This is a genomic window from Micromonospora sp. NPDC002717, assembly GCF_040295705.1.
Classification (GTDB): Bacteria; Actinomycetota; Actinomycetes; order Mycobacteriales; family Micromonosporaceae; genus Micromonospora.
The window spans coordinates 31,703-46,991 of the sequence record NZ_JBEOVW010000002.1 but is presented as its reverse complement, the minus strand read 5'-3'; the positions used below and the strand labels follow the sequence as shown (position 1 = coordinate 46,991).

The 15,289-nt window shown below is 72.9% G+C and carries 10 protein-coding genes; 3 read left to right on the top strand and 7 right to left on the bottom strand.

Features of this window, described 5'->3' with window-relative positions; genetic code table 11:
* Window positions 1-336: 336 nt before the first annotated feature.
* The 3 genes from ABT006_RS04225 to ABT006_RS04215 all read right to left on the bottom strand — a co-directional run bounded on the left by ABT006_RS04225 (window position 337) and on the right by ABT006_RS04215 (window position 4,378).
* Window positions 337-549 (bottom strand): hypothetical protein, encoded by a 213-nt coding sequence (locus ABT006_RS04225; protein ID WP_350702791.1) that lies wholly within the window; start codon window positions 547-549, stop codon window positions 337-339.
* 640 nt (window positions 550-1,189) lie between these two features.
* The gene (locus ABT006_RS04220; protein ID WP_350702789.1) at window positions 1,190-2,536 is read right to left on the bottom strand and encodes a TolB family protein; all 1,347 of its coding nucleotides are present in this window, start codon (window positions 2,534-2,536) and stop codon (window positions 1,190-1,192) included.
* A 555-nt stretch (window positions 2,537-3,091) separates the two neighbouring features.
* Window positions 3,092-4,378 (bottom strand): low temperature requirement protein A, encoded by a 1,287-nt coding sequence (locus tag ABT006_RS04215; RefSeq protein WP_350702787.1) that lies wholly within the window; start codon window positions 4,376-4,378, stop codon window positions 3,092-3,094.
* 297 nt (window positions 4,379-4,675) lie between these two features.
* Here ABT006_RS04215 and ABT006_RS04210 point away from each other — a divergent pair, with 297 nt between their 5' ends.
* The 3 genes from ABT006_RS04210 to ABT006_RS04200 all read left to right on the top strand — a co-directional run bounded on the left by ABT006_RS04210 (window position 4,676) and on the right by ABT006_RS04200 (window position 7,442).
* Window positions 4,676-5,422, top strand: a complete 747-nt coding sequence (locus tag ABT006_RS04210) for a hypothetical protein (RefSeq protein ID WP_350702786.1) — start codon at window positions 4,676-4,678, stop codon at window positions 5,420-5,422.
* A gap of 190 nt (window positions 5,423-5,612) precedes the next feature.
* On the top strand, window positions 5,613-6,281 hold the full coding sequence (locus ABT006_RS04205) for an NPCBM/NEW2 domain-containing protein (RefSeq protein ID WP_350702784.1): 669 nt from the start codon (window positions 5,613-5,615) through the stop codon (window positions 6,279-6,281).
* Window positions 6,282-6,794: 513 nt separating this feature from the next.
* Window positions 6,795-7,442 (top strand): ATP-dependent Clp protease proteolytic subunit, encoded by a 648-nt coding sequence (locus ABT006_RS04200; RefSeq protein ID WP_350702782.1) that lies wholly within the window; start codon window positions 6,795-6,797, stop codon window positions 7,440-7,442.
* 155 nt (window positions 7,443-7,597) lie between these two features.
* Here the strand turns inward: ABT006_RS04200 and ABT006_RS04195 are convergent, their stop codons facing one another.
* From ABT006_RS04195 to ABT006_RS04180, 4 genes are read right to left on the bottom strand one after another with little or no spacing between them, the layout of a single operon-like run.
* A complete protein-coding gene (locus ABT006_RS04195; protein ID WP_350702780.1) occupies window positions 7,598-8,398 on the bottom strand; it encodes an SDR family NAD(P)-dependent oxidoreductase in 801 nt (266 codons plus the stop codon).
* 26 nt (window positions 8,399-8,424) lie between these two features.
* Entirely contained in the window at window positions 8,425-8,724 is a 300-nt protein-coding gene (locus ABT006_RS04190) for a hypothetical protein (RefSeq protein WP_350702778.1), read from the bottom strand.
* The gene (locus ABT006_RS04185) at window positions 8,721-10,073 is read right to left on the bottom strand and encodes an acyltransferase domain-containing protein (RefSeq protein ID WP_350702776.1); all 1,353 of its coding nucleotides are present in this window, start codon (window positions 10,071-10,073) and stop codon (window positions 8,721-8,723) included. Before ABT006_RS04185 ends, ABT006_RS04190 begins: the two co-directional genes overlap by 4 nt.
* Complete coding sequence (locus ABT006_RS04180; protein WP_350702774.1) at window positions 10,066-14,901, bottom strand: SDR family NAD(P)-dependent oxidoreductase; 4,836 nt, start codon at window positions 14,899-14,901, stop codon at window positions 10,066-10,068. Before ABT006_RS04180 ends, ABT006_RS04185 begins: the two co-directional genes overlap by 8 nt.
* Window positions 14,902-15,289 lie beyond the last annotated feature (388 nt).

The following is a 15,289-nucleotide window of genomic DNA, read 5'->3' as shown; positions in this document are numbered from 1 at the left end:
AGGGCATGCTGGTCGTCCCGGAGCCGGCTCCGCAGCCGCTCAGGGTCAGGTCAACTGCTCACCTGGGAGGGGGAGGGGTGGCCGCCGGTGGCCAGCTTCGACCCCGGGAGCCGGGTCCGTGCCGGGCGAGGTTGGGTCAACTGCGCCACTGTGGCGGTGTCCGCCGGGGGCACGGTCCGTGACACGAGAGCCGACTCAGGCTGTTCCGGCAGCGTCCGTACGGCGTCAAGGTCCGCTTGACGTGGCGGGCCGGGCGGCGGCCCGCTTCCCAGGAGGGCGGATCGGCGGCAGACGGGGGGGGGCTAGGTAGGGGCTTCCTGCTCACGCGAGGCTCGCTCAGGCGCTAGGCGGGTTTTGGCCGCGCCGCCAAACCTCACCTTGGACGGCATGACGCTCCGCCGCGTACCGCTCTTGCGTAGACCTGGCATCGCGGGCCGCAGCCGAGTCCTCCGGCGAGGAGTGCCGCTTCCGGTCTCGCCAGCCAATGAAGATGAACGCCGCGATCAGCAACGCGGCGAACGCCACGAGGGACACCACCACCGGCTTCATGCCATCGACGCTACGGCAAACGTGCCAGAAAGCGCCGTCGGCTTCAGTCCGGCGGGTGACTAACTGAGTGACGATCGGTGCGGACGTCAGCGGACGAGCACGGACGATGGCGGACCGCGTTCCCAGGTCAAGCGCCACGGAACAGCAGGTCACGTGGCGGTGCTGGTTGCCTGGGGGGCAAGGAGTCATTTCCGGCGAGGCCGCAATCGGCGATCTTGTAGACCTCGAATGGCGTCGTCGCCGAGGGCCGAGCCGAACCGGCCTGCGTCGGCGTCCTTGTGGAGCCGCCCGCATGGGCACCTGTCGGTCCTGTCGGGGCTCCCGCTCATCAGATAGCCGCAAGCAACGCACTTGAACGCGAGTCGAGAACTCATCGTCCAGCCGGCGCCGCCGGTAGCAGCCGGTCCTCTACGGAGGTATTCCCACGCCGCCGCGCCAGTATGCCCGCTGGGCCGCGTCTGGGCCGTCTGGGCCGTCAAACGTCGACCAGTGATGACCAAAAACGACCGGCAGCACTCAGAAAAACAGCAGGTCAGCCACCATGTGGCGGTGGCTGACCTGGTGGGCGACGGACGAGTCGACCTGTACGCCGGATACTGCCCGGCGCCCCTAATCGCAGAGATAGCGCCTGCTCATGAATTCAAGAACGGTGCGTCAGTCCCCGATCTCCACCGTTACTGGCTGAGCGTCGGCGCTGCCAACGCACTAGCGCCAGGACGGCGAGCAGCAGCGGCACCGCGAGCGTGGCGTACAACCACGGTGGCGCGGCGAATGGGGACGGACGCGGCTCCGGGCCGCCGAACGCGGCCCGGTCCAGCAGGTCGCCAGGCACCACAAGGTCGCTGACACCGTTTGGAGTGGTCAGCAGCACCTGATCTCCGCCGCGGGCGGAGACCGCCGCGAGAGCGGTGTGCCGCTTCTCGTGGTCCGCCTCCGGCGACTGCCGCTTCACTACCGGGTCGCCGCTCCGCCAGGCGACCAGTTCTACTGCCGAGCCGGAGACCGGGATTGCGTCGCCGACTGGGCGGCCGGTGGCCGCGTCAAGGAACTCGATCCGCCAGGAGCGCCGGAGCATCTCGGCAGTGTCGGCGCAGCGGGTGGCGCAGCCGTCGTATGCCAGCAGAGCGATCCGTCGTCCGTCGGGGCTCCAGGCGCTCCGGCCAGCCAGCCGTCGCCGCTCGCCCAGCTCGACTTGCCAGCGCACCCCACCCCCGGAGGGGTCGGCCACCACCAGCCGTTCCCGCTCAGCGATCTGAGCGGCCGGGTCCGCCGGGCCCGCCACGGCGAGCAGTGACCCGTCGGGGGACCAAGTCGCCGCGCTGTGGCTGGCGAAGGTGCCGACCGGCAACACCCGTTCCACGCCACTCCATGGGTCGACGGTGAGGAGATCGTCCGGCTTCGGTGGGTCGTTGAGCTGCTGATTGTCCGGCCCGTACGTGATCACGGCGTCGTCGTTGTTGCGGGTGGCGAGCACCAGTTTTCCGTCCGGGGACCAGGCCAGGGGGTGCAGGCGCGGCTGGTGCGTAGGCCGTTCGTCGCCGGTGCGCAGGTCGACAAGGCTTCCGGTGCCGGGACGCAGGTACCACTGGCCGTCAGGGGAGAGCAGTCCATGCCCCTCGCCCACGCCGATTGGCAGCAGCCGGTAGCCGCCGTCCCGGCCGACCACGACCCCGGTGGACTCGAAATAGCGGGTGTGCGCGGTGAAAAAGAGCACCGAGGCCGGGCCGACTGGGTGCTGGCCGACGGTCGCCTGCCACAGCCACGGGTCTCGCACCCGGCTCGGGACGACCTCGGCGGGGGCCGCGTCGTGGTGTGCGGCGAGCCAGCCGGGCGCCTGCGCGGCGACGATGACAATGGCCGCCGCGGCGATGAAGGTCGCGACAGCCGGCGCTCGGCGTATCAACATTGCGCCATTAAACTGGATCCGGAGGGGCGGCGATGTCCTTGCCTCAGGCTGCAAGGCCACCACGAAGAGCTCACGGCACACCGATACCTCCCCCCGCGTGCCATTGGCGGGCGGGCAGTCCGCAAGAGGCCGACGGACGGCGGGGAGCGGTGTGAAATGTCGAGAGGCATTTTCGCTGCTAGAACCGCATGTGCCCATGTCGGCGCGGCGGGCAACTTGATCTCGTAATGCGTAGGTCGTGGTGACAGCAACGGCGACAGCAACCGAGGCGCGTCGAACCAGCCACAGACGGGACTCGGCCGTCACGACAGACGAGGTGGCGCGGCGACGATCATCGTTCGGTCTATGCCTCTTAACCCGCGGGTTCGGGGTTCGAGTCCCTGGCGGCGCACCAGCAGTAACACCCTCAGGGCCGGTCGTTCAGACCGGCCCTGACTCCTTTTGGTGACCCCTACGTCAGGCATCATCGAACAGATGACCGAGCTTGTCCGTGGTCGACCGCTGGGACTGCCGGGTCACCTCTACGTGGACGTAGATCATGGAGGCGCAAGCCAGGCTGCGTCGAGGTCTGTCAGGCATCTTCGATGCTCCCGCTGATGGTCAGCGACGCGTTCCGGTGGCGGCCCACGTCAGCTCCTACGGGATGGCCCCTCCGCCCGAGTCGCTGTTGCCTCTGGCTGTGGGTTCGCCTTCCGCCTCCTCGAAGAGCGTCTGGCGCAGTCGCCACCGGTGCCGGCGACTGATTAGGAACTCGGTGACAGCCGTCACCAGGCAGACCCCGGCAAGGCAGGCCAGGGCCTGCAGAGCGGGCAGCCAGGCGGTGACCGGCAGTAGGGCCAGCAGGAGTGCGGCGGCGGCGAGTCGGGGCCAGATGACGATGAGGATGCCGTGACCTAGCCGCCCGTGGAACGCGGCGTGGGCGAGCAGGAACAGGGCGACGCCGCCGTACATCGCGTACCGGCCGGTCCGGTCGAGCGGATCGCCGCGGTTGTATGAGTTGGCGCTCTCGATGAGGCCGGGCGTGTGTTTCAGTCCGAGAGAGAGCAGGATGATCCCCGCGATCATGGGTAGGTGCAGGTAGGTGTAGGCGTCCCGGGCGAGTCGTACCCGGCGGAGCGGGTCGGCGGTGCGCAGTGCGTGCTCTCCGACGAGCGCGGAGAGGTCGAAGTAGATCCATTCGAGGGAGCAGGCGATGACGGCGGCGAGCGCCGAGGCGATGAGGAAGCTCGCTGTGGCGTGCAGGTAGCTGCCGGTGACACCGATCGACACCAGCACCTCGCCCAAGGCCAGGATGATGATCAGGTTGTGTCGCTCGGCCCAGTGCCGGGCAGAGAAGATCTGCCGACGCACGGGCAGCGCCATCCCGGCGCCGTAGTCGATGCTGATGGCCAGTACCCACAGGGCTATCTGGCCGGCCAGCGTTGCCGTGCTGCCGAGCCTGCCCAGCGGCAGCAACGCGGCGCTGAGCAGTAGGCCGATGGCGGCGAGCGCCGGCACGGTGAGCGACACGATCTCGTGGCCCCGCAGGCTCGGCGTGGCGTACCAGCGTAGTCCCAGGTACAGAAGCCGGACTGTGGCGTAGCAGCCGACGAACCCGACAGGGGCTGCCACGCCGCCGGGAACATCCCTGAACGCGTCCAGCGTGACAGCCGCCAGCACGAACAACACCGGCGTTGTCGCCAGCAGGGTGAGCCTGGCCAGGCCGAAGTTTCCCCGTACCCGGTTGCTCAGCCAGGCGAAGAGCGACCACAACCACCAGAGCAGGGCCAGGACAAGCAGCCCGTGCGCGACACCGAGCCCACCCTTGTCGTCGGTCATCAGCGTGGTGACCTGAATGAACGCGAAGACGAACACCACGTCGAAGAAGAGCTCTGCGGTGGAGACGCGAGAATGTTCGGAGATCCGCCAAATGCCTGGGCGCAACCTCTGGACCATGGAGGAGGCCTCCCGTGATCAGGCTGAGCTGGACCGCCGGCCACCCGCGTTGCATTAACGTCTCCTCGTCGCGGCAACCCGCTGTCCGGGGCTACCCTGGCCGACCCGCCGCAAACCGATGGACCACTGCTCTGGATGCGGTTGGCGACTCGGCGTGGCCTTGCCGGTCCGTACTCGCCTACCTGATGGTCTGGTCTCCGCACCCCTGTTCCTACGAAGGATCGGTGCGGAGGCTTGTGTGCGGAGCCGGCGTTGCCCGGCCGTGGTTGCGGGTACCCGGCACGGATGGCGGAGGTACTTGAAGACGGGGACATCTACTTCCTCTACCGGCCACGGGTGGAGGAGGAGCACGTCGACTCGCTGGAGGAGGTGCAGCGGCTGCTGGTCGTGATGCACCCGTGGCGGGGACGACACCTGCGGCTGCTCGTGGTCGGGCGCAAGCGCCTGCCCGGAATCGACCAGCACGACCGCTTCTGGGCGTTCGTCGACGAGGTGGTGGACCGGCCCGAGCAGTTACACGAGGCCCTCCAGGCGCGCGCGTACCGGACGAAGACCCGCGGCGGACGGGAGCAGCCGCCGGCCCGGCCGGTGGCGGAGGGGGCGTACGTGATCGCCCGGCACGACGACCACACCCATCTGGCGTACGAACTCGAACTCCCGCTGCGCCTCGGAGCGCCGCAGCACGAGCTGAGCATCGAGCCGGAGGCGAGCTACATCATCACGGTGAAGAACCCGCAAGCACCCTCCCCGCCCAGGGTCGGACTGCGCGGGGACCAGAAGGTCAAACTGCCCGCTCAGCTACAGGGGAAGTTCCACGGCCGTCGTTTCGCCCCGCTCGACCCGCCGGACTTCCTCGACCATCCCGGGACCGAACTCGTCCTCGTCGGCGCGGCCCACGACGCCTCCGAGGAGCTACGGATCGACCTGGACTCGGAGGTCGAGCGGGCGGCGCGGAGCACGATCTTCGGGGACCTGCGGATCGGACGCCGGGATCGCCCGGTCGAGCCGCTTTTCGCAGGGGAGTGGGCCTAGTCTCGCGCCGGTACGGCGGTGTGGCGCGAGTTGGGTCCGGGAAGTCACGTAACCGTGGCGGAGGGCGCGTCCAGAGCCGGTCCACGTCCCGCCCGCCCGCCCCGCCGTCGTCGTCGAGCACGCCCGCTCCACCGCGCACCGCGCGCCGTCCAGGGCAGCCCGTGGTGCGGGGCGTTGCCATAATCGGACCGTGTCGATCCCGAGACGGCGTCGGTGGTTCCATCCCGCGATAGTCGGTGCGGTCATCGCCGCGGTGGCCACGGTGGTCTCGGCGGCCATCCCGGTCGCGTTCGAGCTCACCCGCGACGCCGGCAGCGGTGGTGGTGCGCCGTTGGTCCAGGGCACCCCGTCCGCCGTGCAGCCCCAGCCCGCCACACCGGCGGCCACCACCGGGCTCAGCCCGTCCCCGGCGCCCGGGACGAGTGGTCCGCCCGCCTCACAGGCCGGCGACGCCGAGGTGCGCTCGTTGACGGAGATGCCCGAGGTGGACGACTTCGACGGCTGGGAGCAGGAGCCGCGACTCGTGGCCGGCAAGCAGCGCGAGACCGTCCTCGTGGCGTCTCCGTGCTGGCTGAACGACAACTTCACGGCAACGTTCGTGGTCAGCCGGCAGTACGCGGTCCTCGAGGCGACCGTGGGGATCGCGGACGACTCCGCGAAGGCGCTGCCGCTCCGGTTCACCGTGCTGGTCGACGGCAAGGCGGTCTCCGCCGCCACGGTCGGCCTCGGGAAGACCCGCGCGGTCAGAGTGGACATCAGCGACGCGACACAGGTGTCCCTCCGGGTCAGCACCACCAGCGTCAACCAGTGCCACGGCGACGGCATCGGCGTCTGGATCGCCCCTCGGGTGCGTCGGTGAGCGGCGAAGCCCGCCGCACGCCGCCGGGCGCGGCTCTGCGTGGCTGATGGGGCAGCCAGCGTGCGCCGCTCGGGCCGGACGGGGGCCGTCGGCGAGAGGCGCCCGTGTGTCGGGTGCCGCCTCTGCATTTGACCATCGTCGATCGGCGTGGAGTAACTCGCCGACGTGCTCTCACGGAATTCCCATGTCAGGGAAGTGCGCCGAACTGCACGGACGAATTATGCGGCTGTCCCTCGTCGTCGGCGACCGGCGTCCCCGGGCCCGGATCGACCGCCCTGCCCGCCCGGACGCACCGGCGCCCCCGGTCGCCGCCCGAACCGTTGTGGGTGCGGCGCAGCCGGCAGCGCCGACCGTCCGCAGTGGAGCCTTCTGCTGCTCGCGTAAACACCCCTGTTTGGGAGCGGCATTCCGCTCGGGAAGCGGATAGGGTCGACAGAGGATCATCTCCGCTGCGTCGCCCGGTCGACGGGTGAATTTGCCGGGGGAGCAATTTCCGAGGGAGAGAGGGCGAACATGATCCGGAAGCCGAATCTGTCCGTGGACGCGCGGTACGTCCTGCCGTCGTTCGCCGAGCGGACGTCGTACGGCATGAAGGAGACCAACCCGTACAGCAAGATGTTCGAGGACCGGATCATCTTCCTCGGCACACCGGTCGACGACGCCGCGGCCAACGACGTGATGGCGCAGCTCATCACGTTGGAGGCGACGGATCCCGAGCGGGACATCACCATGTACATCAACTCGCCCGGCGGCTCGTTCACCGCCATGACGGCGATCAACGACACCATGCGCTACGTCCGCCCGGACGTGCAGACCGTCTGCCTGGGACAGGCGGCGTCCTCCGCCGCGATCCTGCTGGCGGCGGGCACCCCGGGCAAGCGGATGGCGCTTCCGCACTCGCGGATCCTGATCCACCAGCCCGCCATCGAGGGCGTCCAGGGTCAGGGCACCGACCTGGAGATCCAGGCCCGGGAGATCATGCGGATGCGCACCCAGATGGAGGAGATGCTGGCCCAGTACTCCGGCCGCCCCCAGGCGGAGGTCTCCCGCGACATCGAGCGGAACAAGATCCTCACGGCCGACGACGCGGTGGCCTACGGGCTGGTCGACACGATCCTGCGCAGCCGGAAGAAGAGCGCGGCGGCGATGGCGGCCAGCTGAGCTGACCCGTCCGGGGTCGACGGCGCCACCGGCCCGTCGACCCCGCCCGGTCAGTCCGGCCGTCGGCCCTGCGCCGCCGGCTCTGTCCGGTCAGTCCCGCTCGTGCAGCGTCGGCCCCCGGGCCAGTCCCGCGCCGGTCGCGTCGACCGTCCCGGTCAGTCCCGCGCGGTCGCGCCGGCCCTGTCCGGGGTGGGCGGCGGGTCGCCCAGCGCGGGCAGCAGGTCCCCCGCGAGGTGCGGCTGGTAGCCCCCGCTCGCGGTCCACCCGCCGTCGAAGCGCACGGTGGTGGCGGTCAGGTAGCGCAGCTCGTCCGCGGCCAGTGCCCGGATCAGCTCCGCCACCTCGGCCGGCTCCGCCAGCCGACGCTGCGGGGTGCCCCGCACGATGGTCTCCTCGTCGAGGAGGTTCCGGTGGATGCCGTCCATCACCAGCGGCGTCCGGACGTAGCCCGGGCTGACCGCGATGACCCGGATGTTCTGCGCGGCCCACTCCACCCCGAGCACCTCGGTCAGCATGGCGACGCCGGCCTTCGAGGAGCAGTACGCGGCCCCCTCCACCATCGCCAGATGTGCCGCCACGGAGGCGATGTTGACGACCAGCCCGCCGGCCCGCCGCAACGCCGGGAACATCGCCCGGCAGCAGTAGTACGTCCCGGTCAGGTTGACCCCGATGACCCGCTCCCACGCCGCCGGCGCCAGTTCGCTGGCGAACCCGCGCCCGCCGATGCCGGCGCTGTTGACCAGCAGGTCGGCCCGCTCGACCTCGGCCGCCGCCGCGGCCACCTGGCCGTAGTCGCGTACGTCGACCTGCCGCCCGGTCACGCCGTCCGCGTCGCACGGGCGGCGGTCCCAACCGACCACGCGCCACCCGTCGTCGACCAGCCGCCGCGCCAGCGCTGCGCCGATCCCGCTGGCCGCGCCGGTGACCACGGCCAGCCGCTGCCCACTACCGTGCAACCTGCCCTCCCTGGGTTGTGCGCCGTTCAGTTCGGGGGCAGCCGCAGTCGGGCGATGCGCCGTTCGCCGTCCAGGGCGCGCATCGCCCTGGCCAGCGTGGCGACGTGCAGTTCGTCCTCGCCGCGTTCGAGCATGGTCTCCGCCGTCACGCCGATCGCCTTGGCCTCCGCCATCAGCGCCTGCGCGGCCAGCACGCATCCCCGCACGTCGAAGTGGCCGCTGTCCCGGGCCGGATTGAGACGGGCGACCAGGTCGACGATGCGCAGGTAGCGGTCCACCAGCTCCTGCTCGGCGCGGGTCAGCGCGGGAAGCTCTCGTTCCGTCATGGACTCACCCTGTCACCCCGGGTCCGGTGCTGCCAGCCGCCGAGCACCTCGCGGCTGGCGTGGGCGACCTCGTCGAGGACGGCCTGGAACGCCGCGAGCACCGGATCGTCGACGGTACCCGGTGCCGGTGGGCCGGTGGGGTGGGCGGCGGCGTCGGCGCCGGGCAGCGCGGCGAAGTCCGGTCGCAGGCCCTGCACCCACAGCGCCGCGGCGAGCCGGGCCAGCGCCGCCAGCCCGTCGGGGCGCCCTTCCGAGGCGCTCACGACGACGTGCCGCTGGCCGTGCAACGTGTCGCGGACGAAGGCGGCGAGGCTGCCGTGGCCGACCTGCACGAAGACCCGGGTGCCCTCGTCGTGGAGGCGCTGCACCAGTTCCCGGAAGCGGACCGGCGAGACCAGGTGCCGGACCAGGAGCCGACCCAGCGCCGGCTCGTCGTCCGGGTAGCGGTCCACCGTGGTCGCCGACCAGACCGGCACCGTCGCGGCCCGCAGCGGGACGGCCCGGAGGATGGCGGCCACCGGGTCGAGGTAGGGCGCCAGCATCGGGCTGTGGAAGCCGGACCGGAACGGCAGCACCGTCCGGGGCACCGAGGGGTCGGCGATCCGGGCGAACGCGGTGTGGATCGCCGCGTCGGTGCCGCAGAGCACCGTCTGCCGGGGACTGTTGTCGTGGGAGATGACCACGTCGGCCACCCCGTCGATGAGCCGTCTCGCCTCGACCACCGGACAGCCCACCACCGCGAACGCCACGTCGGGCAGTTGGTAGGCGTCCGGCCCCATCCGCCGGGCGAACTCGTCGAACGCCTCCGCCGCCCACCTGCCGGCGGAGAACAGGGCGCTCCACTCGCCGGCGCTGTGGCCGGCGACGAGATCGGGCCGGATGCCCATTCGCCGCAGCGCGCCGTCCAGCAGGCGCCCGGTGTGCAGCAGGTCCCACGTCCGGCCGCCCACCGTCCCGGTGCGGTCCGGCTGGTAGCCGGGCAGGCCGAACGCCCCGGCCACGTCGTCGAGCGGTGGCCGGTCGTGCGCGGACAGACCCGGAAAGAGGAACGCCACCCGGCCGGGGCGGCCCGGCCGCAGCACCGGATCGGTGGTGTACCAGAGGTCGGCCGGGCCGGCCCACGACCGTTCCCGCAGCACGAGTTCCTGGGCGAGGGCGAGCCGGTCCGGGGTCGGGGTCAGCAGGGCCAGCCGGCACGGCAGGCCGGGGTCGTCCGGCTCCCCCGGGCGGCGCGTGCCCCGGGCCACGGCCCGGAGCCGGTCCGCGAGTTCCGCCGGGGAGGACGCCGCCAGGCGCAGGACGGCCGGTCCCGACCGGCGGGGGTACGGCGACCGGGCCGGCTCAGTCATCGAACCCGGCGGGCCGGAACGGGGCCGGGTCGCCGGCCATGTACAGCACCTGGTGCGTGTCCCGCGGGCCCTCGGCGATCTCGCGCATCAGCGCCTCGACGCCCGCCTCCGGGTCGATGACCGCGATGCCGCGGCGCGCGTACTCCCGTTCCAGCTCGGCCGAGACCATGCCGCCGCCGGCGGCGGCCCACGGGCCCCACGCCACGGCGAGGGTGCGGCCGGTGAAGCGGTCGGCGGCGGCCAGCGCCAGGGTGTCCAGCGCGTCGTTCGCGGCCGCGTAGTCGGCCTGCCCCCGGTTGCCGAACACGCCGGAGACGCTGGAGAAGAAGAGCAGCAGGCGCAGGTCCGGCTTCAGCGCGTCCAGCAGGACCCGGGCGCTGCGCACCTTGGCGTCGTAGACGGCGGTGAAGGCGGCCTGGTCCTTGTCCCGGATGAGCCGGTCGTCGAGCGTCCCGGCGCCGTGCACGACGACGTCGATCCGGCCGTGCCGGCGGTAGACCTCGTCGACGGTGGCGACCAGGCGGGCGTCGTCGCGGATGTCGAACCGGTGGTACCGCACGGACGCGGCGTGCGCCTCGAGCCGGTCGAGGACGGCACGCAGCTCGCGCCCGGCGAGCAGGGCCCGCAACCGGCGCTCCACCTCGGCCGGCGTGCCGGTGATGCCGGCCGCGAGGAGGGCGCGGCGCAGCTCGGCCGGGTCCGTCAGGCCGGCCGTGGCGGCGTCCTCCGCGGCCTCCGGCGGGGCGGTACGCCCGACGATCTCCAGGTGGCAGCCGTACCGCTCGGCGAGCGCCACCGCCGTCCGGGCGGTGATGCCCCGCCCGCCGCCGGTGACCAGCACCACCGAGTCGGAGTCCAGGTCCAGCGCCTCGGACCCGGCGGGAAGGTCCTGCCGGACGTAGCGGCGGGTCACCCGGGATCCGTCGGGCAGGCCGACCACCCCCCGGGTCGTCCCACCGGCCACCTCGTCGACGATCCGCTCGGCGACCGCCTCCGCGCCGCCCTGGGGGTCCACGTCCAGCAGGCGGACCCGGGTCTCCGGATACTCGTGGGCCACGGTGCGGACCAGCCCGGCGAAGCCGATCCCGGCCAGCGCGGCGTGCTGCCCGGCCGGGGCGGTCTCCGAGTCGAGGGGCGCGAAGTGACCGCCCATCGTGGTGACCACGGTGATGTCCGGCACCCCCGCGGTGAGCAGCGCGCGGAGCCGGTCGTAGGCCGCCGGCAGGGCCGGCTCGCCGGCGGCGTCCGTCACCGGCAGCAGGATCGCCAGGTCGAGCTCACTCGGCGGGGTCGCGGCGTCGGCCGTGGAGACCCCGGAACGGGCCAACCGGCGGCGCAGCGCGTCCGCCAGTTCGGGCGCGCCGCCGGCGACCGCCGCGACGCGTCCGGAGAGGTCGGCGGCGGCGCGGGACGGCGCGGGCAGCGGCTGGAGGGCGGGGACGTACCGGTCCGGCGTCCGGCCCGGGGCGGGCCCGGTGGGGGTCTCGGCGTCCGGTGTGGAGCGTCCGGCCGTCTCCGGGTCGTGGGTGGTTCGGCCGGCCGTCCGGGTGTCGGCCGGCCCCGGGACGTCGCCCGGTGTCGCGGCCGGGCCGGTCGCCGCCGGGTCGAGCGGGGGAAGCAGCGCCACCAGGTCGGCGATCGTACGGGCGCCGACGAGAGTCGACACGCGCGTCTCCGGTCGCGGCACCGCCAACCGGCGCAGCAGCGTCTCGGCCAGCTCCGTCCGCTTGATCGAGTCGATGCCGAGGTCGGCTTCCAGGTCGATGGTGGGGGCGAGCATCTGCGCGGGATAGCCCGTCCGCTCGCTCAACAGGTCGACGGCGAGGCCGAGGACGGTGGTCGGGCCGGCGTCGGCCACCTCGGCGGGGGCGGGCTCGGTGGACGCCGCCGCGGCGAGCGGCGTCGGGTCCGGTGCGGACCGTCGCGGCCGGGGCTCCCGGTCCAGGTAGCCGAGCACGATCTCGCGCTGGGCGTCGACCAGCTCCCGGCTGTTGCGCAGGAACTCCAGCACCGCCGTCTCGCGCGGATCCCCGCTGCCGGTGCTGTCCGCCGCCAGCCGGGGCGCCTCGTCGGCGGGGCGCAGGCCGTTTGGCACCGGCTTGCCGTCCGGGCCCCGCACCAGGTGCCCGTCGACCGTCCACCCGGTGGCTGCGGGGGCGGCGGCCGAGGTGGCCCGTGGGCCGGCGAAGAGGCGGGCCGGGTCCACCGGCACCCCCGCGACGGCCAGCTCCGCCAGGGCGTGCAGCAGGCGGGGCAGCCCCGGTTCGTTCGGCACGTCGCAGCTGACCGCCCGGTGCGGCCGGTCGCCGAGGATCCGGCCGATCATCCGGCTGAGCACCCGTCCGGGCCCCACCTCGACGAAGACCCGGGCCCCGGCGGCGTACATGTCCTCGACCTGGGTCAGGAACCGCACCGGGGCGGCGAGCTGCCCGGCGAGGAGCCGGCGGATCTCGTCCGGTGCGTCCGGATAACGCTGGCCGGAGGCGTTCGCCCAGACCGGCCGCTGTGGCGGCTGCACCGGGCAGTCGGCGAGGACGGCGGCGAACTCCTCGGTGGCGTCGGCCATCGCCGGGCTGTGGAAGGCGCAGGAGACGCCGAGCGTGGTGGCGGACCGGCCCTGGGCGCGCAGCCCGGTCACCGCGGTCGCCACCGCCGCCTCGGGGCCGGCGATCACCACCTGCTCCGGGGCGTTGTGGTTGGCGATCACCACGGCGTCGTCGAGGCTGGCCCCGGCGAGGGCGGCGGCGACCTCGTCGGCGCTCGCGGCGACGGCCGCCATGGCTCCGCCCCGCCCGCCGGCCGCGTGCATCGCGGCGGCCCGGGCGGCGGTCAGCCGCAACAGGTCCGGGCGGGACAGGGCGCCGGCGGCGTGCAGGGCGACGAGTTCGCCGTAGCTGTGCCCGCCGAGCAGGTCGGGCCGGACCCCGAGGGAGCCGAGCAGCTCCAGCAGGGCCAGCTCGGCGACCCCGAGGGCGGGTTGGGCGTGGCGCGTGTCGGCGAGCGTGGCCGCCCGGGCCGTCGCCGTCGCCTCGTCGAACGAGGTGGGCGGGAACATCACCGCGGCCAGCGCCGGGTCGTCGTACAGGTCGGTTCGCATGGCGGGGAAGGCCGCGAAGAGGTCGGCCAGCATGCCGGGGCGTTGGCTGCCCTGCCCGGGGAAGACCAGTGCCACGACGGGCGGTTCCGCCGGGCCGGGGTCGGCCAGGTAGACCCCGGCCCCGGGGTCGGCGGTGCCCGTGGCGGCCAGCCGCAACCGTTCCCGCAGCTCGTCGAGGCTGCCGGCCACGACGGCGGCCCGGACCGGCCGGCCGTCGTCGCGGGTGCGGCCGAACCACTCCAGCGCGAGGGCGTGCAGCGCCCCGTCCCCGGGCGGCGCGTCGGCGGCCAGGGCGGACAGGGCCCGCGCCGCCTCCCCGGTCGACTGCTCGTCGGCCGCGCGGAGCAGGAAGAGCTCGGCCGGCCAGCGTTCCCACGCCTGGTCGGGGTCGGCGGTGCTGGGGTGGGCCCGGACCACGGCGTGGAAGTTGGTGCCGCCGAAGCCGAAGGCGCTGACGCCGGCGGCGCGGCGGGCCGGGGGAGCGAGCCAGGGTCGGGCCGCGCCGTCGAAGGCGAACGGGCTGGCCGTGGCGTCCCAGTAGGAGTTGGGCCGGGTCAGGTGCCCGGTCGGCGGGCGGACCCCGGTCTGTACCGCCCGGACGGCCTTGATCAGGCCCGCCATGCCGGCGGCGCACTTGGTGTGCCCGATCAGCGACTTGACCGAGCCCAGCGAGCAGGTGCCCGGCCCGGCCCCGTCGGCGGCGAACACCTCGGACAGGGCGGACAGCTCGGTGCGGTCACCGACGACGGTGCCCGTGCCGTGCGCCTCGACCAGGCCGATCTCCCCGGGCGCGACGCCCGCCGCCCGCAGGGCCCGCTCGACCGCGTGCCGCTGGCCCTGCGCCCGGGGGGCGGTGAGGCCCATGCCGCGGCCGTCGCTGGCGCCGCCCACGCCGGCGATCACCGCGTGGATCCGGTCGCCGTCGCGTTCCGCGTCGGCCAGCCGCTTGAGCACGAGACAGGCGACGCCCTCGCTGATGACGATGCCGTCGGCGGACTGGTCGAAGGTGCGGCACCGCCCGGTGGGCGACAGTGCCTGCACCGAACCGAAGAGCAGGTAGTCGTGCACCGCGTTGTGCACGTCCACCGCGCCGCACAGCACCATGTCGCTCGTGCCGACGGCCAGCTCCTTGCAGGCCAGGTCGACCGCCGCCAGCGAGGAGGCGCAGGCCGCGTCGACGGTGTAGTTGACCCCGCCCAGGTCGAGCCGGTTGGCGATGCGGCCCGCGATGACGTTGCCCAGGATGCCGGGGAAGGAGTCCTCGGTCAGGCGGGGCAGGTGGGCGTCGAGCGCGGCGGGCGGCTCGGCGAAGTACGTCGGCAGCAGCGCCCGCATCCCGTACGCCGTCGCGAGGTCGGCGCCGGGCTCGGCCCCGAAGATCACCGAGGTCTGCGCCCGGGGGAAGGGGCGGTCGGCGTAACCGGCGTCGGCCAGTGCCCGCTCGGCGACGACCAGGGCGAGCAGTTGCGCGGGGTCGATGCTCCCGAGTGCGGCGGGCGGTACGCCGTGGGCCACCGGGTCGAACGGCACGGGTGCCAGGAAGCCGCCCCAACGGGACGGGCTCTTCTCTCCCGGGCGGGGATCGTCCGCCGAGTAGTAGCGGTCCGCGTCCCACCGTCCGGGGTCGACCTCCACCACTGCGTCGGTGCCGGCGACGACGTTGGCCCAGAAGGAGGCCGCGTCGGAGGCACCGGGAAACGCGCAGGCCATGCCCACGATCGCGATGTCCATGGAATGCCCGGATCCTTTCCTCATCCCGTCCCCGTCCCGCGCCCGGTCCCACTCGTGACGGGCGGACGCGCGGTCGTACTCGAAAAGGGCACGTCGGCGGCGACGTCCGTGAATGCGCATAGCGTTGCGACGGACGTTTATGGGCTGTGGCCAGTGGCGCTGCGGCGATCTGCCGCGGTGGCTTCGCACGGGCGGCGCTGACGGTCTGGTGCCAGTTATAAAGACGCGAACCCCGAGTCGGGGTTCGGAGGTCGGCACAAGCAAGATCGGTTGGTGCCTGCCTGCCTCCGAATGATCTCGTTCGATTTGCAAGCGTTTCCTCGATCCTTGCATACCGGCTGGTATGTGTCCACCCGTGATCGAATGCTCACCCGAACCGCCAGTTTTT